Here is a 20,311-nt window from a genome sequence, read left to right on the forward strand (position 1 = left end):
CAGGGCCGAGAACCCAATGGAGTAAAGAATGTCGAACATTGAAGGTAAAGTTGTCGCCATAACCGGGGCAAGCAGCGGCATTGGCGAGGCGACCGCCAGGCTGCTGGCAGCGGCAGGTGCTCATGTCGTGATCGGGGCCCGTCGTATCGATCGCCTGGAGCAATTCGCAAACGAAATTTCCGGGGCTGGTCAGTCCATTCGTATCAAGCAACTGGATGTGACAAGCCAGTTGGATGCGAAGGATTTTGTGAGCTACGCCGTGGCGGAATTCGGCCGATTGGACGTCATCGTCAACAATGCGGGTGTCATGCCGCTTTCTCCAATGAACGCACTCAAGGTCGATGAGTGGGATCGCATGATAGACGTCAACATCCGCGGCGTTCTCTATGGCATCGCCGCCGTACTGCCAATCATGAACCGCCAGGGGTACGGGCAAATCATCAATGTCTCGTCCATTGGAGGATTGGGCGTGGCTCCGACGGCAGCCGTCTATTGTGCGACCAAATATGCGGTTCGTGCGATCTCGGACGGATTAAGACAGGAGAACAACAAACTTCGCGTGACGTGCGTCTATCCCGGGGTGGTCGAGTCGGAACTGGCAAACACGATCACAGACAAGTCGGCCGCCGATTTCATGGTCGACTACCGCAAAATCGCTCTCAAACCGGATGCGATTGCGCGTGCCATCCTTCATGTGATCGAACAGCCAGAAGACGTCGATACCAGTGAAATCGTCGTTCGCCCTACCGCGAGCAACTGAGCCAGCCCAAACGGGCCTACGAAGATGTGCTGGCTTCGTAGGCCGCTCCATAGGATTTCAGACCGGCTCCACAGTTCATTGCTCGTTGACAGCCAAAGGCCAATGGCGACAAACTAAAAATCTTCAAGTGATCTTCAAGATCAGTTAATGCCTGGAGGCAATATCCTGATCCCGGAACGGACGTCTGCAGAAAATCTGAGGCGGCATATCCACGGCAGATTGCTTACCGGCAGCAGTGGCCACGCCTGGCGAGATGTTCTCGTCCATATTCTCTCCCACCAACACGTGGAAGCGAGCCTGATCGTGCCGGCTGTGGCTGAGCCGCTGATTGTCTGGATTTTGTCCGGATCCGCCATCATCGAGGAACGCGAACTCGGCGGCACCTGGATCTCCAACCAAGTAAAGGTCGGCGATTTCTTCCTGACCAATTCGGACACACCCTATGAGATGCGCTGGCAGGTTACGGGACCAGAGCGGTTCGAGGTGATGCACCTTTATCTGGGTTTGCCGATTTTTGAACAGGCCGCTGCCGAGACCTTTGGTGTTTCGACTGCTATGGTCCGCATTCGCGATATTTCCGGAGAGCAAGACCGCATTCTTTCGCTCCTGCTGGAACAATTTCGCGTAGAACTGACATCCGGGTACGATCCAAGTCCACTGTTCGTTCAAGGCATCGCTCAAAGCCTGGCGGTGCATCTTGTCCGCAATTATGCGGTGTTGGACAAGACGCGTACCAGCCGTCGCAACGCGCTTCCCGCCTTCAAACTGCGCCGGGTCACCGAACGTATGACGACTCAATTGGACCAGGAATTCAGTCTCAGCCAGCTGGCGCAAGAGGCCGATATGAGCGTTTCCCACTTCAGCCGTCTGTTCAAGAAGGCGACAAGTTTTTCGCCTTCACAATATTTCATCCAGCTTCGCGTCCAGGAGGCCCAACGTCTGCTGCGTGAAACGGACCGCAGCGTGATCGATATCGGACTCGATGTCGGATATTCCAGTCCGAGCCATTTCGCGCAGGTGTTCCGTCGCGCAGTGGGGGTGACACCGACGGAGTACCGCGGTTAGCAGGCACCGGTTTTCTCAATGCATATTTGAGCAAAAGTCCGACAGTTCGAGCAAGGCCCCGAGCGATGGCACATGCTGATCTTCCTAATGTGGGCTCGTCAATAGCAAGCCACATCCCACGGCAAACGCCGGGCGTGGCACAACCACGAAGGAAACCATCATGACTATCAAAGGAAAAGTCGCGCTTGTAACCGGGGCATCCAGCGGTATCGGCGCAGCAACTGCGCTCAAGCTGGCGGAAAACGGCGTCAAGGTCGGTTTGGCCGCGCGGCGTATCGATCGCCTGACGGACCTGCAAAATCAGATCCGTGCCATGGGCGGCGAAGCCATCGCCATTGAAATGGATGTGGTCGATGAAGCATCCGTCGCAGCAGGCGTTGAAAAACTGGCAACGGAATTCGGCACCATCGACATCGTATTCAACAATGCAGGCCTGATGCCAATCTCCGATGTTGAAAGCCTGAAGACCAGTGAATGGCATCGTATGGTCGACGTGAACATCAAGGGGTTGCTGAATACGACGGCAGCTGTCCTGCCCTACATGACAAGGCAGGCCTCCGGCCACATCATCAACACATCGTCCATTGCCGGCCGCAAGGTGTTCAAGGGCCTATCGGTCTACTGCGCCACCAAGCACGCAGTGGCCGCATTCAGCGATGGTTTGCGCATGGAGCTGGCGCCCAAGCACAATATCCGTGTGACCTGTATTCAGCCGGGCGCCGTCGAGTCGGAACTCTTCGAACATATCTCCGACAGGGACTATGCGGACCAAATGGAAGAGCTCAAGGGCCAGATGGAATTCCTGAAGGCAGCCGACATAGCCGATACGATTCTTTTCGCCCTCAATGCCCCCAAGCACGTGAACGTCGCCGAGCTTTTCGTTCTGCCGACACAGCAGGCTTGGTAGCACCTCGATATACAAACCTCTCCGGCACCCAGCCGGAGAGGTTTGTCCCGGCAAGAGCAGGAGCAGGAGTTAGTCACGCCTGTTACTGTGCGTGGCGTTGATCACGAAACGCTGGGTCGCCGAGCTGGGAACGGCTAGCCCGAAGTATCCTTGGCAATGGTTCGCCTTCGCGAATAAATGCCCGGTTAAGAGTTTTGGTCCCTAGAAGTCCGCAGGCGACGGCAATTTGGGTGAAGTTCAAATCCGTTTCCAGGAGCAACTGTTTTGCCTTGAGAACCCTGAACTGGTCGCGCACCCGCAATGGTGATTTTCCAAGCTCCTCGCGGAAAATTCTTTCCATCTGCCTGCGCGTTGTTCCGATCAGCCGGGATACCTCACTCATGCTGATTGGATCTTCCATGGTTTTTTCAAACAGCCGGAGCGCCTGCTTGATTACCCTGTTTGAGACCCCTGAGTAGATGAGCGCCGGCTGCTCATTGGTTCGGCGTTCGAAAGGGATCATCAGGATCGATGCGCATTTTCGGGCAAGTTCATCGCCAAACTCTGCAGCAATGATCTCAAGGGCAAGATAGGCTGAACCCATGCCTCCCGCACAGGTGTAGTGCCTGCCATTGGCGCGATAAAGACTGACCGAATCTGCGGAGAACTCGCTGAACTCTTCGCCAAACTCTTCCGTATGAAGCCCGCTGACACAACACTGATGCTCTGGCAGGACGTTGGCTTCTGCGAGAGCAAAACTGCCTGTGCACAGCCCGATCAGGCGTATTGGCGTCCTGTTGATTTTTCGAAGCACCGCAAGGAGCGTTTCCGGCGCTTTCTTCTGAGGACTGATCAGGCCTCCGACGACCACGACGTAATCACACTCCAGAACGGAACTCAGATCCGCCGTCGGTTCGACGAACATTCCGGTGCTCGATTGTACGCTTGTGCCCGAAAGCGTGGTTATCTCCCACTTGCACCTGATCTGTCTGCTCTGATCCTTTTCATCCGCCGCAAGTCGTAGACAATCGAGAAACAGGCTCAGCGCGGACAGCGTAAACTGCGGCAGCAGGATTATGCCGAAGCGTACTTTCTTTGCCGGATTGCCAACGCTCATGGCGTCACCTCGCGAATGGGGAATTACGGTTGATTGCTGCATCAGTCTATCATGGTACAGCCAATCAAATCTGCTGACTCAATTACCATGGTATGGGCAATCCGGAGTAGTTTGCGCCAGGATTTCGTTTCCAGCGGCAAAATTTAGTGGATTAACGATTATTTCCGCATTTTGCACCCAATCTCGACCAATTCTGACTGTATCAATTCTTTCAAATTGCAATCAAACGCGCGCGTTGGCGTGCGGATTGCACAATCCCTGATGAACCGGAGTCATTAATTGTTCAGTACTCAAAAAGTTATTTTCTCTCTTCTTCTGGCGGCAACGCTGACGACCACAGCCCTTGCGCAGACACAGGACATTTCCGGAACTTATGTCAATGAATCCGGCCGCACAAAGGTGCGGTTGAGCGAGTGTGACGCCGGGCTTTGCGGAACGGTTGTATGGATGAAGCAACCGGTCAACGACGTCAACAATCCCGATGTTTCCAAACGCGACCGTTCTGTGGTTGGCCTTCAGGCAGTCACTCTGAAGCCAACTGGCGAAGGAAACTACGCCGGTACGCTCTATGATACCGAAAGTGGCAAAACCTATTCAGGCAAGGCAAAATTTTCCGATCAAAGCGTTGAACTATCAGGCTGCGTGCTGGGAGGCCTTATCTGCAAGGCTTCAGTCTGGCGACGTGAATAGCAGGAAAAGCATACGCGTCGCCAGCATCCATCATTAAGCTATCAACAGGATCAATTCTGTTCAGGCTCCGTCGCGGCGATGTCCTGCACTGCCGTTTCCTCCGCCTGATTGGCGTTGTGGAGCTTCACTACCAACTGTTCGGTGACCCAATTGACGTCAGGCAGGCTGTTTGTCGCCATGGCCTGCGCCTTTTCCGGGCGGCACTGGGAGTCGGCGATAAAGGCGGCGTATGAGAGGGTTCGCCCCGAAACGCCGTTGGCGTGGATCACCGTGGACGAAGCCTCCGCCCAGCACTTGCGGTACTTGTCCAGGTTCTGGTCAGCCTGCGCCGTGCCGATCAGCGAACCAGTGGCGATCATGGTGGCAATGTAGAATCTCATAGCGTTCTCACAAAATGCGAACTCAGTTTGCCTGCCTCATGTATATCCATAAAGTATTTCCAATCGGTTCATACGAGTGAACTGAAGGTCGCGTTGGGCAATGTGTGCCGTTTGCTTGACGCGTCCCAAAGCTGCGGCAGCCTGCGCGGATCATAGTATTCGTTGCGTGACACATGGCAAGCTCACCAAATTCGGTATAAAAGGGTGAGTATGAGTGAAGCACAGCCTTTATTCGGGATGCTGCGCCAGTCGGCGCCGCCGGACATCGTCAATGCCATCGAGCGGCTCGTTCGCGACGCACCGGACCGCAAGCTCAGCCGCGTCAATGTACTGGCATTCGCCGCCGCGGAAGGCCTCGATGAAGAACAGACGATCAACGGCTTTTTGCAGGCATCGCATCTTGGCCTGTTTGACATGTCGTGGAACGTGCTTTGCCCTGGTTGTGGCGGGGTGCTTGATGCCAATACCTCGCTGAAGACCGTGCAGAGCGAAGAATATACCTGCGCGCTCTGCGCCGCCGGCTACGAGCCGACGCTCGACGAGATGGTCGAGGTAACCTTTACGGTGAGCCCGCGCGTGCGCCGTATCGAGGCCCACAATCCGCACATGCTGCCCCCCCTGGAGTATTTCCGTCAGGTCTATTGGGGTTCGGGCGTGGACCTGCCCGAGGAGGATTATGAGGCGAAGGTCGACGAGTTCGTGCTGGAGTCACTTGAGCTGCCGCCTGGAGAGAAGGCCGTGATCTCGCTGCAGTTGCCGCCAGCGTTCGTCATCATCTTTGAACCGGTAACCCACGCCGCGCAATTCCTGGACCTGAACGGCGAGCCAACCAGGGAGCGACAGAGCCTCTCGCTCGTGTTCGACCGCGCGCACCGGCACCACGAGACCCTCGAATTGCGGCCTGGTCCATTCCGTATCTCGGTGGAGAATCACACGGAAGTCCGCGTATTGCCGTCGGTGTGCATAGCCAATGATGCGCTTCACTCGCTGCTCGGCCGCCGCCGTCCCTTCCTCACCGCCAAACGCCTGCTCTCCAACCAGACATTTCGCGACATCTATCGCGCCGACACGATCGATGTGGACCAGCGGCTGAAGATCACGAGTCTTACGTTCCTTTTTACCGATCTGCGCGGCTCGACCGCGCTGTATGAGCGGGTCGGTGACCTTGCGGCATTCGATCTGGTGAAGACGCATTTCGGCATCCTCAATGAGATCGTGGGTGCAGAGGCGGGTGCTGTCGTCAAGACGATCGGCGACGCCGTGATGGCCACCTTTCCAACCCCCGACCGGGCCGTCGTGGCGGCGATGCGGATGCGTGATGCCATGCAGAAGCTGAACAATGAACGCGGCAATGAGGACCTCCTGCTGAAAATTGGCATCCACGAGGGGCCGTGCATCGCCGTGAGCCTGAACGAAAGGCAGGATTATTTCGGGCAGACCGTGAACATTGCCTCGCGCGTGCAGAACCTTGCCACGTCGCACGAGATCTTCGCCACCGGTTCCGTGCTTGACGATCCCCGCGCCAGCGGCCTCCTGGCCGAGCGCGGCGTGAAGCCCATGTCGCACAACGTCATGCTTCGCGGCATTACGGACCAGATCAGCATTTTTACGATTCCGTGAGCACCTGAAACATTTGCTGCTCGTAAGAATGGGGGAAAAGAAAATGGTAGCGAAGGAGGGATTCGAACCCCCGACACAAGGATTATGATTCCTCTGCTCTAACCTACTGAGCTACTTCGCCCCATATGTCATCGCGACCCGTAAATGGTTTGCCTGCAAAGGAGACCGGAGGGACGCGCTGTCAATTGACAGGGACGGGGCGGGATATATGTGGGGAGCACAAGCCTGTCAAGCAATCTTGTGGAGCAATCGCAGATGAACGACCAAACGGTCATATTGGGCCGCAGTCTGGTTGTGCGTGGTTCGTAGCTCGGCAGGCTCACCATGATGAAGTTCACCATGAGGGACATGGTTGTTTCCAGGGAGTCAAATTCTGCAATGTTTCTGATTGTCGCTGCAGCCCACCAATTCCCCTCATGGTGAGCTTGTCGAACCACGCATAATGATTTTGCCAGCCTGCTGCGCAATTGCTCACATCCAAGACTTGTGTTCGTTTCGTGCTCCAGATATTGGATGCCGACATGAACAAGGCGATCAAGATGGCTCCACGGATTGCAGTGCTGGGTTGCGGCTACTGGGGCAGTAATCATATCCGTACGTTGAAGAGCCTCGGTGCTCTTTATGCCGTCTCCGATCAGAACAGTGATCGTGCTGCAGGCTTTGCCGCCGAGCAGGGGGTTCTGCATATCGAAGTGGACGATCTTTTCACCCATCCCGACGTCGATGCCATCGTCATGGCGCTGCCGCCGCAATTCCATGCGGAAGCAGCGATCAAGGCCGTGACCAATGGCAAGGACGTGCTGGTCGAAAAGCCGATCGCCCTGACGGTGCCCGATGCGGAAGCCGCCGTGAAGGCTGCGCACGACAATGGCCGCATCTTCATGGTGGGCCATGTGCTGCGTTTCCATACGGCCTTCGAGAAACTGCTGGAACTGATCAAGGCCGGGCATCTCGGCAAGGTGCGCTATATCCACTCGCACCGCCTCGGCCTCGGCAAATTCCATACGGAAAACGATGCGCTGTGGGATCTTGCCCCGCATGACCTGTCGATGATCCTCGCCATTACCGGGACGGAGCCGCTGGAAGTGCGCGGCGAGGGCGCGGCTGTGCTCGATCATTTGAGCGATTTCGCGCATCTGCATCTGCGCTTTCCGGGCAATGTGCGCGGCCACCTCTTTGCGTCGCGGCTCAACCCCTATCGCGAGCGCCGCCTGACCGTGGTCGGTACCAAGGCCATGGCCGTATTCGACGACATGGAGCCATGGGAGAAGAAGCTCGCCGTCTACAAGCATTCGATCTGGCAGGACAATGGCCAGTGGGCTTCGACCACGGAAGAGCCGACCTATATCAAGATCGCGCAGGGCATGCCGCTGACCCGCGAATGCCAGAATTTTATCGAGAGCATCGAGACGCGCAACCAGCCGCGCACCGATGGCGAAGAGGCGATCCGGGTCTTGCGGATTTTGACGGCAGGAACTGTGGCGCATAATAAAGGGTAACGCTGCCGCTTATCTCCCCCCTTGTGGGGAGAACGGATTTTTTGGATTTAGCCTCTTTGCTAAATCCTTAGAAAATCCAAGAGAGAGGGTGTTTCTCAGGGCTGGATCCCCTCTCTTGCGATTTCTAGCACTTAGCAAGGGCTAAGGTGCTGAAATCGCTTTCTCTCCACAAGGGGAGAGATAAGGGAGCGCCGCCGTCGCATAATATCAAACGTATACCCCATGGATTGCCCTTCATCCCGAGCGTTGTTACAAGGCCACGGCTTGTTACAGGAAGAGGCAAACTTTGAACGGCAACCTCTGGCAGACCTCGATCTGCCCTTTTAAAGAGTTGCCATGACCCTTGCCCGCGATGGTTCGCGGGAGACATTTGATATTGGAGCAATGATGCAGTTCATCGATCTCGGCGCACAGCGTGAACGGATTAACGGCAAACTCGATGCGGCGATCGCTAAAGTTGTGCGTGAAGGCAAATATATTCTCGGACCGGAAGTTGCCGAATTCGAAAAACGCCTGGCCGATTATGTCGGCGTCGAGCATGTGATTGCCTGCGCCAACGGTACCGATGCGCTGCTGATGCCCTTGATGGCGAAGGGGATTGGCCCGGGGGATGCGGTGTTCTGCCCGAGCTTCACCTTTGCCGCGACGGCCGAAGTGGTGGCGCTTGCCGGTGCCGAGCCGGTTTTCATCGATGTCGATCCCGATACCTACAATATCAATGTGGAGCAGCTTGAGGCAGCGATTGCCGCCGTGCGCGCCGAGGGCCGGTTGCAGCCAAAGGCGATCATCCCCGTTGATCTGTTTGGCCTCGCTGCCAACTACACTTCCCTTTCCGCCATTGCAGCGCGGGAAGGCCTGTTCGTGATCGAGGATGCGGCGCAGTCGATCGGCGGCAAGCGCGACAATGCCATGTGCGGCGCCTTTGGCGACGTGGCAGCGACCAGCTTCTATCCGGCCAAGCCGCTCGGCTGCTACGGCGATGGCGGTGCGATGTTCACCAATGATGGTGCGCTGGCGGAGGTGCTGCGTTCCGTGCTGTTCCACGGCAAGGGCGAGACGCAGTATGACAATGTGCGCATTGGGCTGAATTCACGCCTCGACACGATCCAGGCGGCAATCCTGATCGAAAAGCTCGCCATTCTCGAAGATGAGATGGAGGCGCGGCAGGTTGTGGCGAAGCGTTATGCCAACGGGCTGAAGGATGTGGTCAAGGTGGCCTATATGCCGGAAGGCTCGCGTTCGGCCTGGGCGCAGTATGCGATCGAGACAAAGAACCGCGATGCACTCAAGGCGCATCTGCATGCCAACGGTATTCCGTCGGTGATCTATTATGTGAAGCCGCTGCATCTGCAGGTGGCGTATGAGCGTTACATGCGTGCGCCGGGCGGTCTGCCGGTTTCGGAGACCTTGCCGAAGAACATTCTTTGCCTGCCAATGCATCCATACTTGAGCGAAGCCGATCAGGATCGGATCATCGGCACGATCCGGGATTTTCATGGAGAATAAGCGGCGTTGATGCCGACTATCTCCCCCTTGTGGGGGAGGACGCGATTTCTGCATCTTAGCCCTTGCCAAGTGCTAGAAATCGCCAGAGAGGGGATTTGCAATCAGTACGTTCCCCTCTCTTGGATTTTCTAAGGATTTAGCAAAGAGGCTAAATCCTTAGAAAATCCTTTCTCTCCCACAGCGGGGAGAGATAAGGCGCACGCTAGGCGTGCTGACCCTGCTGTGCCAGGCGCTTGAGCATGGCTTCCGCCTGTGGGGCGCGTTCCGAACGGCCAATGAAGCCGCCGCCGAAGACGCGGGCGGTATTGCTGTCGTCCGAATAGAGAACGCAGGCCTGCCCCGGTGCGATGCCGCTTTCGCCGTCGACCAGTTCCACCCACGTTTCCCCACCCTCATGATGCAGGACAGCCGGACGAGGCGGGCGGGTCGAGCGGACCTTGGCGTAAACTTCGACGCCGCCCTGCGGGATACTTTCCAAAGCATCATCGCCCAGCCAGTTGACGTTGCGCAGGTACACCTTACGGGTTTCGAGCGCTTCGCGCGGGCCGACAATGACACGTGCATTCTTCGCATCGAGATGGATGACATAGAGCGGGTCGCCAGTGGCGACGCCAATGCCGCGGCGCTGGCCGATTGTATAATGGACGATGCCTTCATGGCGGCCGAGCACCCGCCCGTCGATGTGGACGATATCGCCGGGATTGGCAGCCTCCGGCTTCAGTTTGGAGATAATGTCCGAATATTTGCCCTGCGGCACGAAGCAGATGTCCTGGCTGTCCTGCTTGTTGGCAACGGTGAGACCAAGTTCTTCGGCAATGGCGCGGGTTTCCGGCTTGGTTAGTCCGCCGAGCGGGAAGCGCAGGTAGTCGATCTGCTCCTGCGTCGTGGCAAAGAGGAAATAGCTCTGGTCCTTGTCGGTATCGACGGGGCGGAAGAGGGCGCGATGCGCACCATTGGCATGGCTGCGAATATAATGGCCTGTCGCCAGTGCATCGGCGCCAAGATCGCGGGCGGTCTGCAGGAGGTCGGCGAACTTGACGGTCTGATTGCATGAGACGCAGGGAATCGGCGTCTCGCCGCTGACATAGCTCGCAGCGAACGGATCGATCACGGCTTCGCGGAAACGTGCTTCATAGTCGAGGACATAGTGCGGAATGCCAAGACGCTCGGAAACGCGGCGCGCGTCCTCGATGTCCTGACCGGCGCAGCAGGACCCGGCGCGATGGGTCGATGCGCCATGATCGTAGAGCTGCAGGGTCACGCCGACGACATCATAGCCCTGGCGTTTGAGGATGCCGGCCACGACAGAAGAATCCACGCCGCCAGACATGGCAACGACGATACGGGTGTCTTCCGGCTTTCCCGGCAGATCGAGATTATTCAGTGTCATAAGCGGATCCGGTTCTTGCAGCGGCATAAAGGCGCACTGCTGTTGTCGGCCCTATATAGGTTATTGACCCGATCTTGCCAACAGGAAGTCACAGGCAGCGCATTTTTCTTGATGGGCGGGAACGGCGGCCTTCAGTGCGGAAATGCCGAATTTCCGGGAGTTAGACCAAAGTTTAACGAAAATACCGCCGATCTATTAACCGAAGTTACCAGAGAATGACCGACGGTTTAGGCAATTATTAAAGCCCTGTATGTAATGTCAGCTCCGATAGGTCTTGAAGTTTAGTGTAGAGAGTACAATGACCGATCTTGTTCGACCGAGAGTAAAATATGTAATCGGCCCGGATGGCAGCCCACTGACCATCGCCGATCTTCCACCCGCGAATACGCGGCGTTGGGTTATTCGCCGCAAGGCTGAGGTGGTTGCCGCTGTGCGCGGTGGTCTTCTTAGTCTTGAGGAGGCTTGCCAACGCTATACTTTGACGGTGGAAGAGTTCCTGTCCTGGCAGTCCTCGATCTCCGATCACGGGCTGGCTGGCCTTCGAACGACCCGGATACAGCAATATCGTCATTAGATGATGGTGCAATGAGCGAGGAAAAGGCTGGTCGTGAGACCGGCCTTTTTCGTTTTGCGTTTGGCCGCGATACGGTTATTTGAGGTCCGCTGCTTTTGGCGGCCATACATCACCATAAGAAACCACCCCGACGCGGGTCGCATAGCCCTGCCAGGCTTCGATAAGCTCCTTAAGCGTTTCAGGATGGTTTGCATTCAGAGCGGTGGTTTCACCTCGATCACTGGCAACATTGAAGAGTTTCCATCCTTCTACCGTAGATTTCTCCTTCTTGATGATCAAAGGTTGCCAAAGTGCTTTCCATTCGCCCTTGTTCACATAGATCTGACTGTCAAACTCGTCGACTTGGGGATCGGAATGGATTGCGCCGTTTTTTTCTCCCTTCAGCCAGCCAAGCAGCGATGTTCCCGTAACGGGATAGACAGCCTTACCCTGGTAAAGCACCTTGCTAAGCTTGCCCTCCTGTCCGGCGTCGACGTGAACCACGTCCGGTTGTGCCTGCTCGCTTGGTGGCGTGACGCCCGCAAGCTCCAGTACAGTTGGGGCGAAATCGGTCACATGCGCGAATTCGTGCAGCGCCGGCAATTTCTCCTTTTGTCCTGGAAGCACAAAAATCGCCGGCGTGCTGACGCCTCCTTCATACAATTCAGTCTTGAAGCCGCGGAATGGCGTATTGCTGACACTAGCCCATTCGGGACTGCGCCGAAATTCGGGTAGTTTACCAATACCCAGACGACCCAACTTGGTGATAACGAGGGTCAGATCGTCCCCTTCCGTAGTAATGTTGGCGAATTTGTCATTGCTATCTGGCGCACCATTGTCGGACTGAAATACAATGAACGTATTGTCATATTCGCCTATCTCCTTGAGATGCTGGACGATAAGCCCGACATTTTGATCGAGATTATCGACCATCGCCGCATAGACCTGCATACGACGCTCGAAAACCTGTTTCTGGACTGGTGATAGGTCCTTCCATTTCGAGGCGAGCGATGTAGGCGTAAAATCTTGCGGAATAATTCCCAGTTTCTTTTGTTTGTCGATGCGATTCTCCCGCACGACATTGAAACCCTCCTTGTAGCGTCCCTTATATTTCTCCAGATCGGCATCCGGGGCTTCCATCGGCACATGCGGCGTGTTGAAAGCGAGATAGGCGAAGAAAGGCTTCTTGTCGCCGTGATCGAGATCGATCTGGCGGATGAGTTCGCGGGTAAACAGATCAGCGGAATATTGAGATTTGCCGCTATAGTCGGCAGCTGTATATTTGCCGTCTTTCGAAAAGACTTCAATCTCAGCACCTGGTGTCTGGTTGCTCGGGTCGATATAATGCACATGTGAGCCGCCGCTCGGGATCAACGTACGTTCAAATCCCCAGCCTTGTGGTCTACGGCCGCCCGGGCTCTCACCTTCATCGCCCTTGCTGGAGGTTCCTCCCAATTGCCACTTACCGGACATGTAAGTGTGGTAGCCGGCATCATTGAGCAACTGCACAAAGGTGAGCGCACTGTCATTGAGATAATTCTCATAGCCGGGTTTGCCAAAACGGGGATCATTGGGGTTCGACCCCATTGTGCCTTGGCCGATAAGATGATGCTCAGTGCCGGTGAGCAGTTGTGACCGTGTCACCTGACACTTGGCGCCGGTGTGGAAATTGGTCAGGACGCGGCCTTGCGCTGCCAGCGCGTCCAGATTGGGCGTATCGATTTCGCCGCGGATGTTCGGCTTGCGGGAGGCAGGCATGATTTCCGCCGTGTCGCCATTGGTGTGCGGCTGGTGCGGACCGGTATAGATGTCCTTTGTCCATTCCCAGGCATTGCCGATCGTGTCGAAGAGTTTGAAATCATTGGCGCCGTAGCAACCAACGGGGGCGAGATCGTCATGGCCGTCCTCGGCGGTGTTGAATGTGGGGAAAGGTCCTTGCCAGTAATTGGCTGCTGGTTTGCCTTTATCGTCGTACGGAGCGACGTCCAGATCAGCACCCTCATGCCCAGCCTTCGCCGCATATTCCCACTCAGCTTCAGTGGGCAGATCGCGGCCTAGCCAATGCGCAAACGCGAGCGCGTCGGCCCGGGTTACCAGCGTCACTGGTTGATTAACTTTGCCCGCGATCGTGCTACCCGGCCCCAGAGGGTGACGCCACGATGCGCCTTTGACATAGGTCCACCAAGCAAGATCACGCTGCACCATTTCGTTGTCGCTCGGCGTGTGAAAGACAGCACCGCCGCCTTGGCGCTCTGCATCACTGGTGTAGCCGGTCGCGCGTACGAAAGCCGCGAACTGAGCGTTGGTCACTTCAGTCTGGTCGATCCAGAAGCTGTGAATTTGCGTTTTCTCGTGGCTTGCCGGGCGTTCATCCAGATAGCCACGCGTCGAGCCGAAGACGAAGGCGCCTGCAGCAATGTGAACCATTCCGGCATTGAACTTGTCCGGCCACCCTGCTGGCAGTCCGGAGTAATTCTCGCAGAGCGTTTGCGAGCCAAGGGCCAGATTTTCTGCCTCGCCAGCGCCGTCGCTTCTCGAAGCAACCGGCAGTGCCAGGACTGAAGCCAGCATTACCACAAGGGTGGTTGCGCCGATGAGCCGCTTTCGAACAGTCATTGCCGGCCCGCATTATTGGGATGCTGGTCGTCTCGCTGGTGGACGATCATGCTTTCTGCACGCAATACTCCCTCTTTTTGCCGCAATATTCTTGAACGGCAATGCTTAAAGTATGAGAGAAAGCCTGTTCGATCAGGTTTTCCCGTCTTTCTGAATTAAGGAGGAGACTAACAGCGAAAATGCGACTGATCGCGCGAAGTAATTATTTAGTTATTCAGCAGGATAGAAAATAATTCTATGAAAATTGGCGGCGGGTTGCGAAGTAATACTTAAGTCGCAGACTTTTCCTCACGCACGATGAAGTGTGTTGCTACTGCTGACAAGATTGCCGAGGCGGTGAAAAACCACAGGCCGGGCTGGGCGATCGCAGTTGCGAGCCCGCTGGTCTTGGCTCCAAAAATGACCAGGGCGACGAGCAGCACGTCCAGCATCGACCATTTCGACAGGATGCCGATCCAGCGGTGAAGAACCTGTGCTGCAGCGGGTACCTGCGCTGCAGCCAGGTGCGCAACTGCCAGTTTGGTGATCGGCAGGATCACGGAAAACAGCGTGACGATCACGGTCAAAAGCCAGTCACCGCCGGCCCAGAGCGATCCAATGATACCCAGGAGCGAGGGGTTTTCGTCGAAAAAATACAGCTTGCTGATGTTCATCAAGGGCATGGTCAACCCGAGCGCCAGGGTGAAAGTCGCAATGAACAGAAAGATGGGAATGAAAAATCTTACCGGCATGCTGATTCCGAACCAAAGCTGATCTGGAGTATGCATGAAGGAAACGATTGGTACCCGTCAAGGACGAACGATAGTGAGGAACACCGATCACATTCGCTTGTACCCGATTGACGCTTACTATGGATGATCTCCATAGTACAAAGCACCGCCCTATTGCCGCCAGTTATTGAGGATATTGAATTCTTGATGATTTGATCGACACAGAACATTGGATTGAACCCTTTATGCGCACCAAATTCGGCTTGCTGTTTGTTTTCCTGGCCCTTGTTTCCCCGGCTCAGGCGCTGGAGGCCGGCTCGCCGCCAGTGCTGGCGCCGATGGAGGAGCAGGCGAAGGCCGCGCATCTGAGTGCGCAGTTGCTGACGCATTACCACTACAAGAAGGTGCCGCTCGACGACGCCTTGTCTGCCAAAATCATCGATCGGTACATCGAAGCACTGGACTCGGAACGCTTCTTCTTCCTTCAGTCCGATATCGATCAGTTCACGGCCAGCAAGGACAAGATCGATGATGCCATTTACAGCGAAGATCTCAGCATCCCGTTTGCAATTTTCAATGTGTATGAGCAGCGTGTCGTAGAGCGCCTGAGTTACGCCCGCGAATTGCTCAAGAACGGCTTCGATTTCAGTCAGAACGAAGAATATGTCGTCATGCGCGACAAGGAGCCTTGGCCGAAATCCGAAGCGGAAAGCCGGGAGTTATGGCGCAAGCGCGTGAAGAACGACTGGCTGCGCCTGAAATTGGCTGGCACGGCGGATGCAACCATACGCGAGACGCTTGGCAAGCGGTATGCGAACTCGCAGGAGCGGGCATACAAGTATAAGAGCAACGATGTCTTTCAGATATTCATGAATGCCTACACGACCTCGATCGAACCCCATACGGACTATTTTGGTGTCGCGGCAGCGTCGGACTTCGACATTTCGATGAAGCTTTCACTGGTAGGTATCGGCGCCGTGCTCCAGGAGCGCGACGAATACACGACAATTCGGGAGTTGGTGCCGGGCGGTCCGGCGCAGCTATCGGGCCAGCTTGCGGTCGGCGACAGGATTGTTGGCGTGGCGCAAGGCAAGGACGGCGCATTCGTGGATGTCGTCGGGACACGTGTGAACGAAGTTGTGAAATTGATACGCGGCGAGAAAGATACGGTGGTCCGGCTGGATGTATTGCCAACGGACGCCGGGCTCGACGGCAAGCATCGGGCGGTCACGCTGGTGCGGGACAAGATCAACCTGGAAAAGCAGGCCGCCAGGAAAAGCGTGCAGATTGTGACGGATGGCGATAGCTCGCGCAAAATCGGCGTGATTTCATTACCTACATTCTATGAAGATTTCGAAGCGCGACGGCGCGGTGACAAGAACTATCGAAGCGCAAGCCGTGATGTCGCCAAGCTGTTGGATGAACTGGAAAAAGATAAGGTCGATGGCGTCGTCATCGATCTGCGCAACAATGGCGGTGGTTCATTGCCGCAGGCCATCGAACTGACCGGCTTGTTCGTGGGCAAGGGACCGGTTCTGCAGCAGCGCAATGGCGACGGCGAGATCAAGGTAAACGGCAATACCCGCGCCACGGCTCGCTGGACAGGTCCGCTTGCCGTACTCATCAATCGCGGATCGGCCTCTGCGTCCGAGATTTTTGCCGCGGCCATACAGGATTACGGCCGGGGCGTCATCGTTGGCGAACCGAGTTTCGGCAAGGGCACGGTCCAAACAGTGGTGGATCTCGATGAGGAAGCACGCAATGCGAAGCCGGAATTCGGTGAGTTGAAGATGACCGTTGCGCAGTTCTTCCGCATAAATGGTGGCACCACGCAGCTTCGCGGGGTGACGCCCGATATCAGCTTGCCTGGCTTCGCGGACGACGAAAAGCTGGGGGAGTCGAGCTACGACAATGCGTTACCGTGGCTGCAGGTTAAACCGGCGGATTATTCGCCTCTTGGTGATATCAAGCAGTTGGTGCCGGAACTTCAAAGCCGCCACCAGGCCCGCGTCGATAAGGACAAGGATTTTAGCGGTCTCGTGGAAGATGTGAATGAGCTGAATGACTTACGCAAGAAGCGCGTTATCTCTCTCAACGAGACCGAAAGGCGCACTGAAAGAGATCGTCAGGTAAAGCGGCTGAAGGCGCGCGAGGCAGCTGAGGGCAAAGGTTCCGTGTCACCGGCAGATCTTGTATTTCAGGAAGATGGACTGCAGGCCAACGAGCGGAGCTTGAGCGCAGATATCGCGAGCGAGAAGGCGCAGAAGGACGCAAAAGACGTCCTTCTGGAGGAGACGATGCATATCCTCAATGACGAATCCGACCTCCTGAAAGTCCAGTCGGCAAAGAACAATTGATCCAACGGTAGTCAGCGCCAGGGGGTGAGCCTGGCACTACAAAAAACAAACGGTACAACGATGGCAGGTCAGATCAATATTGATAAGCAGGAGACGGAAAAGGGCGGGCGTTATACGGCGGTGGTGTCTGGGCACGAAGCCGAAATGACGTTTTCGCGCGCGAGCCCGCATCTGATCATTATCGATCATACCGCTGTGCCCGATGCTTTACGCGGTCAGGGTGTCGGGCAGGCTCTGGCGCTGCATGCGGTGGAAGATGCGCGGGCAGGGGGATGGAAGATCATCCCGCTGTGCCCCTTCATGCGCGCCCAATCGCTTCGACATGCGGAGTGGGCCGATGTGATCCAGCAACGCTGAGATCGTTCGGAAACTTCACCCAGCAGACTGAATTCTCAAAAGGCCTCAGGCTAGCCGATCATCGCGCGCCTGTCAGCGACAGGGATTTCTTCCTCCCGCGGCTTGCCATCGCGCTGTTCGAGCGCCTCGGCCTTGGCGAGTTCCGCTTCCGATTCGGTGAGTGCCGCCTCGGCGTCATCTTTCTGGGCCTTCAGGTCGCGAATTGAAACGAACAGATTGTCGCGGCGTTGGCGCGCGGCCTTGGCGAATGTCGGATAGGCGAAATGCGAAGTGTCGGTGATGCTGGCCTTTTTTTCCTCGGACTGGATCTGGGCGTCCAATTCAGCGGCCATGCGTTCGAACTCACCCATCATCAGATCGAGTTGGCCGAGTTGACGGCGCTTTTCCTTGACCTGAAAGAGCTTCAGCCGAACCAAACCTTCATGCGACTTCATAGGTACTACCCCCTCAACGCCATTACATAAAGCCGGTACACTGACGTTTCCAAACCCTGGGCCAAAACCCTGGCGGGCGGTCATCCGGCTATCATTTCACCCGAATCACTTCGAGAAAATGAAACAAAAACTTAAAGGCAGCCCCGTCTGGTAACCATTCCTTTACGTTCAGCATTAATCATACGCCTTAAGACTTAAAGCTCGGTAAACCGAAACCTGAAGTTTTTAGGCAGAGAATTTATCGAGTCGAATGAATCGCTTAGGCCCTTAACCTGAAGCTTTGTCTGATGGTTTTAAGCCGGCGACTTGACCTTATGAATCAATGCAGTGCCCGCAATCTTTAATTTAAGAGTCAAAGGCACTTGCAAAGCGGAATTAGATTTTGTTAACCATTCGGTGGCAATCTTAACGTTATGGAAACGGCTTGTTTCGCGACCTGACTTCGGGATTGCACGGCAACCCATTTCAGCGGCGGGAAAAGGGGAATGATATGCGGGTTCTTTTAATCGAAGACGACAGTGCGACGGCCCAGAGCATCGAGTTGATGCTCAAGTCGGAAAGCTTCAATGTTTATACGACGGATCTGGGCGAAGAGGGTGTCGATCTCGGCAAACTCTACGACTACGATATCATCCTCCTCGACCTCAACCTGCCAGACATGTCCGGTTATGAAGTCCTGAGGACCTTGCGCCTGTCGAAGGTGAAGACCCCGATCCTCATCCTCTCCGGCATGGCTGGCATCGAGGACAAGGTTCGTGGCCTCGGCTTCGGCGCCGACGACTACATGACCAAGCCTTTCCATAAGGACGAACTGGTTGCCCGTATCCACGCGATCGTGCGCCGTTCGAAGGGCCATGCGCAGTCGGTCATCACCACTGGCGACCTGATCGTCAATCTCGACGCCAAGACGGTGGAAGTTGCCGGTCAGCGCGTTCACCTGACGGGCAAGGAATACCAGATGCTGGAGCTCCTCTCGCTCCGCAAGGGCACGACGCTCACCAAGGAAATGTTCCTGAACCACCTCTATGGCGGCATGGACGAGCCTGAACTCAAAATCATCGACGTCTTCATCTGCAAGTTGCGCAAGAAGCTCGATTCGGCATCGGACGGTATCAACTACATCGAAACCGTCTGGGGCCGCGGCTACGTGCTGCGCGAGCCGGATGCGACGGAAATGCGCGAAATCGCCTGATCACCTGCTAGTGCCGACAAAGAAGGGCTCCGTTAGACGGAGCCCTTCTTTTTGTGCATGTTGCGCTCTTCCGTTAAATCCATACGTCGTTCTGTGCTGTGCGCTCACCGCCTTCACGACCTGTATTGAGAACGCCGCGCGGCTCGATCAGCATCAGCTTGACTTCCCTTTCGGCGGACGGCTTGTGCTCGACCCCTTTGGGGACGACGAACATCTCACCGGCCTTCAGGCGGACGAACCCGTCCCTGAAATCAATGCGCAGCTCGCCGTCGATGACGATGAACGCCTCGTCGGTATCCGGATGGTCATGCCAGATAAAGTCGCCTTCAAGCCGTGCAATCTTGAATTGGTAATCATTGAGTTCAGCCACGACTTTCGGCAGCCATTGTTCCGAGAACAGTCCGAACTTGTCGGAAAAATTGATCGCGCTGTAGGTTTTTGCGGCCTTGTTCGTCTGCATGATGCCTCCGGATGATTGAACACGCGGAATTTTAATCCCGTCCTGCGGCCTGGTCTTGTACGATCGTGCAAATCAGGGGCGTGGTATCAAGCGGAACTGGTGGGCGTTTGGGCTCAGGATTTGAGCTTCAGCGGATAGATCGTCTCGCCCTTCGCCAGCATCGCCACGAACTTTTCGATGCGGCTGGCCCGTGTTGTCGCCTGCGCCGCAGTGTGGACGCGGTGAAGTATCGCATAGCGATTGGTGCTATCCAGCCTGTTGAACAGCTCCCGTGCTGCGAAATTGGCATTCAATGCTTGCTGGAGATCATCAGGAACGGTCGCGGTGCTCTGCGGTGCATAGGCGGCATCCCATCTGCCGTCCGCCTTTGCCCGTTCCACCTCCGCAAGACCAGTCTTGCTCATTCGCTCTTGTTTGATCAGTTCCAGCGCCTTGGTGCGATTTTTCTCAGACCATTTGCTCTTCGGCTTTCGCGGCGTAAAGCGGATGAGCCAGTGATGTTCGTCGAACTTGTCGAGCTGTCCGTCGATCCAGCCGTGGCACAGGGCGCATTCGACAGCTTCAGGCTGCGAGACGCTGGCTATGCCGGAACCTTTTTTCGCGAGTTTGAGCCAAATGCCCTCGGACGTTAATGGCTGTTCGGCCAGCCACGCGTCGAACTGCGCAGCGGACGAGAACAACATGATCGGAAGGTCAGATTTGATTTCCGGCATTCTCGT

General features: G+C 56.0%; 19 protein-coding genes and 1 tRNA gene. 11 read left to right on the top strand and 9 right to left on the bottom strand.

All coding sequences use genetic code 11. From position 1 onward, the window contains the following. Positions 1-28 precede the first annotated feature (28 nt). The 3 genes from BLM14_RS03610 to BLM14_RS03620 all read left to right on the top strand — a co-directional run bounded on the left by BLM14_RS03610 (position 29) and on the right by BLM14_RS03620 (position 2,732). Positions 29-760 (top strand): SDR family oxidoreductase, encoded by a 732-nt coding sequence (locus tag BLM14_RS03610; RefSeq protein ID WP_099998128.1) that lies wholly within the window; start codon positions 29-31, stop codon positions 758-760. 147 nt (positions 761-907) lie between these two features. Further along, positions 908-1,825: an AraC family transcriptional regulator gene (locus BLM14_RS03615; RefSeq protein WP_099998129.1), complete on the top strand. Its 918-nt coding sequence runs from the start codon at positions 908-910 to the stop codon at positions 1,823-1,825. A 160-nt stretch (positions 1,826-1,985) separates the two neighbouring features. Then, entirely contained in the window at positions 1,986-2,732 is a 747-nt protein-coding gene (locus tag BLM14_RS03620) for an SDR family oxidoreductase (RefSeq protein ID WP_099998130.1), read from the top strand. An 82-nt stretch (positions 2,733-2,814) separates the two neighbouring features. On the opposite strand, the gene BLM14_RS03625 is transcribed toward BLM14_RS03620, so the two are convergent. After that, on the bottom strand, positions 2,815-3,828 hold the full coding sequence (locus BLM14_RS03625) for a GlxA family transcriptional regulator (protein WP_237143450.1): 1,014 nt from the start codon (positions 3,826-3,828) through the stop codon (positions 2,815-2,817). A 279-nt stretch (positions 3,829-4,107) separates the two neighbouring features. On the opposite strand from BLM14_RS03625, the gene BLM14_RS03630 reads away from it, so the two are divergent. Further along, positions 4,108-4,518, top strand: a complete 411-nt coding sequence (locus tag BLM14_RS03630) for a DUF2147 domain-containing protein (RefSeq protein WP_099998132.1) — start codon at positions 4,108-4,110, stop codon at positions 4,516-4,518. A gap of 50 nt (positions 4,519-4,568) precedes the next feature. Here BLM14_RS03630 and BLM14_RS03635 read toward each other — a convergent pair whose 3' ends face one another. Next, on the bottom strand, positions 4,569-4,898 hold the full coding sequence (locus BLM14_RS03635) for a hypothetical protein (RefSeq protein ID WP_099998133.1): 330 nt from the start codon (positions 4,896-4,898) through the stop codon (positions 4,569-4,571). 210 nt (positions 4,899-5,108) lie between these two features. Here BLM14_RS03635 and BLM14_RS03640 point away from each other — a divergent pair, with 210 nt between their 5' ends. Then, a complete protein-coding gene (locus BLM14_RS03640; RefSeq protein WP_099998134.1) occupies positions 5,109-6,518 on the top strand; it encodes an adenylate/guanylate cyclase domain-containing protein in 1,410 nt (469 codons plus the stop codon). Between the two features lie 44 nt (positions 6,519-6,562). Here the strand turns inward: BLM14_RS03640 and BLM14_RS03645 are convergent. Next, positions 6,563-6,639: transfer RNA gene (locus tag BLM14_RS03645), tRNA-Met, on the bottom strand. Between the two features lie 418 nt (positions 6,640-7,057). On the opposite strand from BLM14_RS03645, the gene BLM14_RS03650 reads away from it, so the two are divergent. Next, entirely contained in the window at positions 7,058-8,017 is a 960-nt protein-coding gene (locus BLM14_RS03650; RefSeq protein ID WP_100001017.1) for a Gfo/Idh/MocA family protein, read from the top strand. Between the two features lie 387 nt (positions 8,018-8,404). Continuing rightward, complete coding sequence (locus tag BLM14_RS03655) at positions 8,405-9,523, top strand: DegT/DnrJ/EryC1/StrS family aminotransferase (protein ID WP_100001018.1); 1,119 nt, start codon at positions 8,405-8,407, stop codon at positions 9,521-9,523. A 202-nt stretch (positions 9,524-9,725) separates the two neighbouring features. Here BLM14_RS03655 and mnmA read toward each other — a convergent pair whose 3' ends face one another. Further along, entirely contained in the window at positions 9,726-10,913 is a 1,188-nt protein-coding gene (gene mnmA / locus BLM14_RS03660) for a tRNA 2-thiouridine(34) synthase MnmA (protein ID WP_204251985.1), read from the bottom strand. Positions 10,914-11,211: 298 nt separating this feature from the next. On the opposite strand from mnmA, the gene sciP reads away from it, so the two are divergent. Beyond that, positions 11,212-11,487 (top strand): CtrA inhibitor SciP, encoded by a 276-nt coding sequence (gene sciP / locus BLM14_RS03665; RefSeq protein ID WP_081816000.1) that lies wholly within the window; start codon positions 11,212-11,214, stop codon positions 11,485-11,487. A 75-nt stretch (positions 11,488-11,562) separates the two neighbouring features. Here sciP and BLM14_RS03670 read toward each other — a convergent pair whose 3' ends face one another. After that, positions 11,563-14,082, bottom strand: a complete 2,520-nt coding sequence (locus BLM14_RS03670) for an SUMF1/EgtB/PvdO family nonheme iron enzyme (RefSeq protein ID WP_099998135.1) — start codon at positions 14,080-14,082, stop codon at positions 11,563-11,565. A gap of 269 nt (positions 14,083-14,351) precedes the next feature. Continuing rightward, positions 14,352-14,813 (bottom strand): paraquat-inducible protein A, encoded by a 462-nt coding sequence (locus tag BLM14_RS03675; protein WP_204251986.1) that lies wholly within the window; start codon positions 14,811-14,813, stop codon positions 14,352-14,354. A gap of 224 nt (positions 14,814-15,037) precedes the next feature. Here BLM14_RS03675 and BLM14_RS03680 point away from each other — a divergent pair, with 224 nt between their 5' ends. Then, positions 15,038-17,149 carry a carboxy terminal-processing peptidase gene (locus tag BLM14_RS03680; protein ID WP_100001020.1) on the top strand — a complete coding sequence of 704 codons (2,112 nt, stop codon included), beginning with the start codon at positions 15,038-15,040 and terminating at the stop codon, positions 17,147-17,149. A gap of 60 nt (positions 17,150-17,209) precedes the next feature. Further along, entirely contained in the window at positions 17,210-17,506 is a 297-nt protein-coding gene (locus BLM14_RS03685; protein WP_099998137.1) for a GNAT family N-acetyltransferase, read from the top strand. A 50-nt stretch (positions 17,507-17,556) separates the two neighbouring features. Here the strand turns inward: BLM14_RS03685 and BLM14_RS03690 are convergent, their stop codons facing one another. Further along, complete coding sequence (locus tag BLM14_RS03690; protein WP_099998138.1) at positions 17,557-17,940, bottom strand: flagellar export protein FliJ; 384 nt, start codon at positions 17,938-17,940, stop codon at positions 17,557-17,559. A gap of 490 nt (positions 17,941-18,430) precedes the next feature. Here BLM14_RS03690 and ctrA point away from each other — a divergent pair, with 490 nt between their 5' ends. Beyond that, on the top strand, positions 18,431-19,132 hold the full coding sequence (ctrA, locus tag BLM14_RS03695) for a response regulator transcription factor CtrA (protein WP_099998139.1): 702 nt from the start codon (positions 18,431-18,433) through the stop codon (positions 19,130-19,132). A gap of 73 nt (positions 19,133-19,205) precedes the next feature. Here the strand turns inward: ctrA and BLM14_RS03700 are convergent, their stop codons facing one another. Both BLM14_RS03700 and BLM14_RS03705 read right to left on the bottom strand, forming a co-directional pair. After that, positions 19,206-19,592, bottom strand: a complete 387-nt coding sequence (locus BLM14_RS03700; protein ID WP_099998140.1) for a cupin domain-containing protein — start codon at positions 19,590-19,592, stop codon at positions 19,206-19,208. A 113-nt stretch (positions 19,593-19,705) separates the two neighbouring features. Continuing rightward, positions 19,706-20,305 carry a YdeI/OmpD-associated family protein gene (locus BLM14_RS03705; RefSeq protein WP_099998141.1) on the bottom strand — a complete coding sequence of 200 codons (600 nt, stop codon included), beginning with the start codon at positions 20,303-20,305 and terminating at the stop codon, positions 19,706-19,708. Positions 20,306-20,311: the final 6 nt, after the last annotated feature.

The sequence above is a fragment of the Phyllobacterium zundukense genome, from assembly GCF_002764115.1.
GTDB lineage: Bacteria > Pseudomonadota > Alphaproteobacteria > Rhizobiales > Rhizobiaceae > Phyllobacterium > Phyllobacterium zundukense.

What these genes read in the sequence shown, in the direction of transcription:
- BLM14_RS03610 (WP_099998128.1), top strand. Translation starts at nt 29, where the DNA reads ATGTCGAACATTGAAGGTAAAGTTGTCGCCATAACCGGGGCAAGCAGC.
- BLM14_RS03615 (WP_099998129.1), top strand. Translation starts at nt 908, where the DNA reads ATGCCTGGAGGCAATATCCTGATCCCGGAACGGACGTCTGCAGAAAAT.
- BLM14_RS03620 (WP_099998130.1), top strand. Translation starts at nt 1,986, where the DNA reads ATGACTATCAAAGGAAAAGTCGCGCTTGTAACCGGGGCATCCAGCGGT.
- BLM14_RS03625 (WP_237143450.1), bottom strand. Translation starts at nt 3,828, where the DNA reads ATGAGCGTTGGCAATCCGGCAAAGAAAGTACGCTTCGGCATAATCCTG.
- BLM14_RS03635 (WP_099998133.1), bottom strand. Translation starts at nt 4,898, where the DNA reads ATGAGATTCTACATTGCCACCATGATCGCCACTGGTTCGCTGATCGGC.
- BLM14_RS03640 (WP_099998134.1), top strand. Translation starts at nt 5,109, where the DNA reads ATGAGTGAAGCACAGCCTTTATTCGGGATGCTGCGCCAGTCGGCGCCG.
- BLM14_RS03650 (WP_100001017.1), top strand. Translation starts at nt 7,058, where the DNA reads ATGGCTCCACGGATTGCAGTGCTGGGTTGCGGCTACTGGGGCAGTAAT.
- BLM14_RS03655 (WP_100001018.1), top strand. Translation starts at nt 8,405, where the DNA reads ATGCAGTTCATCGATCTCGGCGCACAGCGTGAACGGATTAACGGCAAA.
- mnmA (WP_204251985.1), bottom strand. Translation starts at nt 10,913, where the DNA reads ATGACACTGAATAATCTCGATCTGCCGGGAAAGCCGGAAGACACCCGT.
- sciP (WP_081816000.1), top strand. Translation starts at nt 11,212, where the DNA reads ATGACCGATCTTGTTCGACCGAGAGTAAAATATGTAATCGGCCCGGAT.
- BLM14_RS03670 (WP_099998135.1), bottom strand. Translation starts at nt 14,082, where the DNA reads ATGACTGTTCGAAAGCGGCTCATCGGCGCAACCACCCTTGTGGTAATG.
- BLM14_RS03675 (WP_204251986.1), bottom strand. Translation starts at nt 14,813, where the DNA reads ATGCCGGTAAGATTTTTCATTCCCATCTTTCTGTTCATTGCGACTTTC.
- BLM14_RS03680 (WP_100001020.1), top strand. Translation starts at nt 15,038, where the DNA reads ATGCGCACCAAATTCGGCTTGCTGTTTGTTTTCCTGGCCCTTGTTTCC.
- BLM14_RS03685 (WP_099998137.1), top strand. Translation starts at nt 17,210, where the DNA reads ATGGCAGGTCAGATCAATATTGATAAGCAGGAGACGGAAAAGGGCGGG.
- BLM14_RS03690 (WP_099998138.1), bottom strand. Translation starts at nt 17,940, where the DNA reads ATGAAGTCGCATGAAGGTTTGGTTCGGCTGAAGCTCTTTCAGGTCAAG.
- ctrA (WP_099998139.1), top strand. Translation starts at nt 18,431, where the DNA reads ATGCGGGTTCTTTTAATCGAAGACGACAGTGCGACGGCCCAGAGCATC.
- BLM14_RS03700 (WP_099998140.1), bottom strand. Translation starts at nt 19,592, where the DNA reads ATGCAGACGAACAAGGCCGCAAAAACCTACAGCGCGATCAATTTTTCC.
- BLM14_RS03705 (WP_099998141.1), bottom strand. Translation starts at nt 20,305, where the DNA reads ATGCCGGAAATCAAATCTGACCTTCCGATCATGTTGTTCTCGTCCGCT.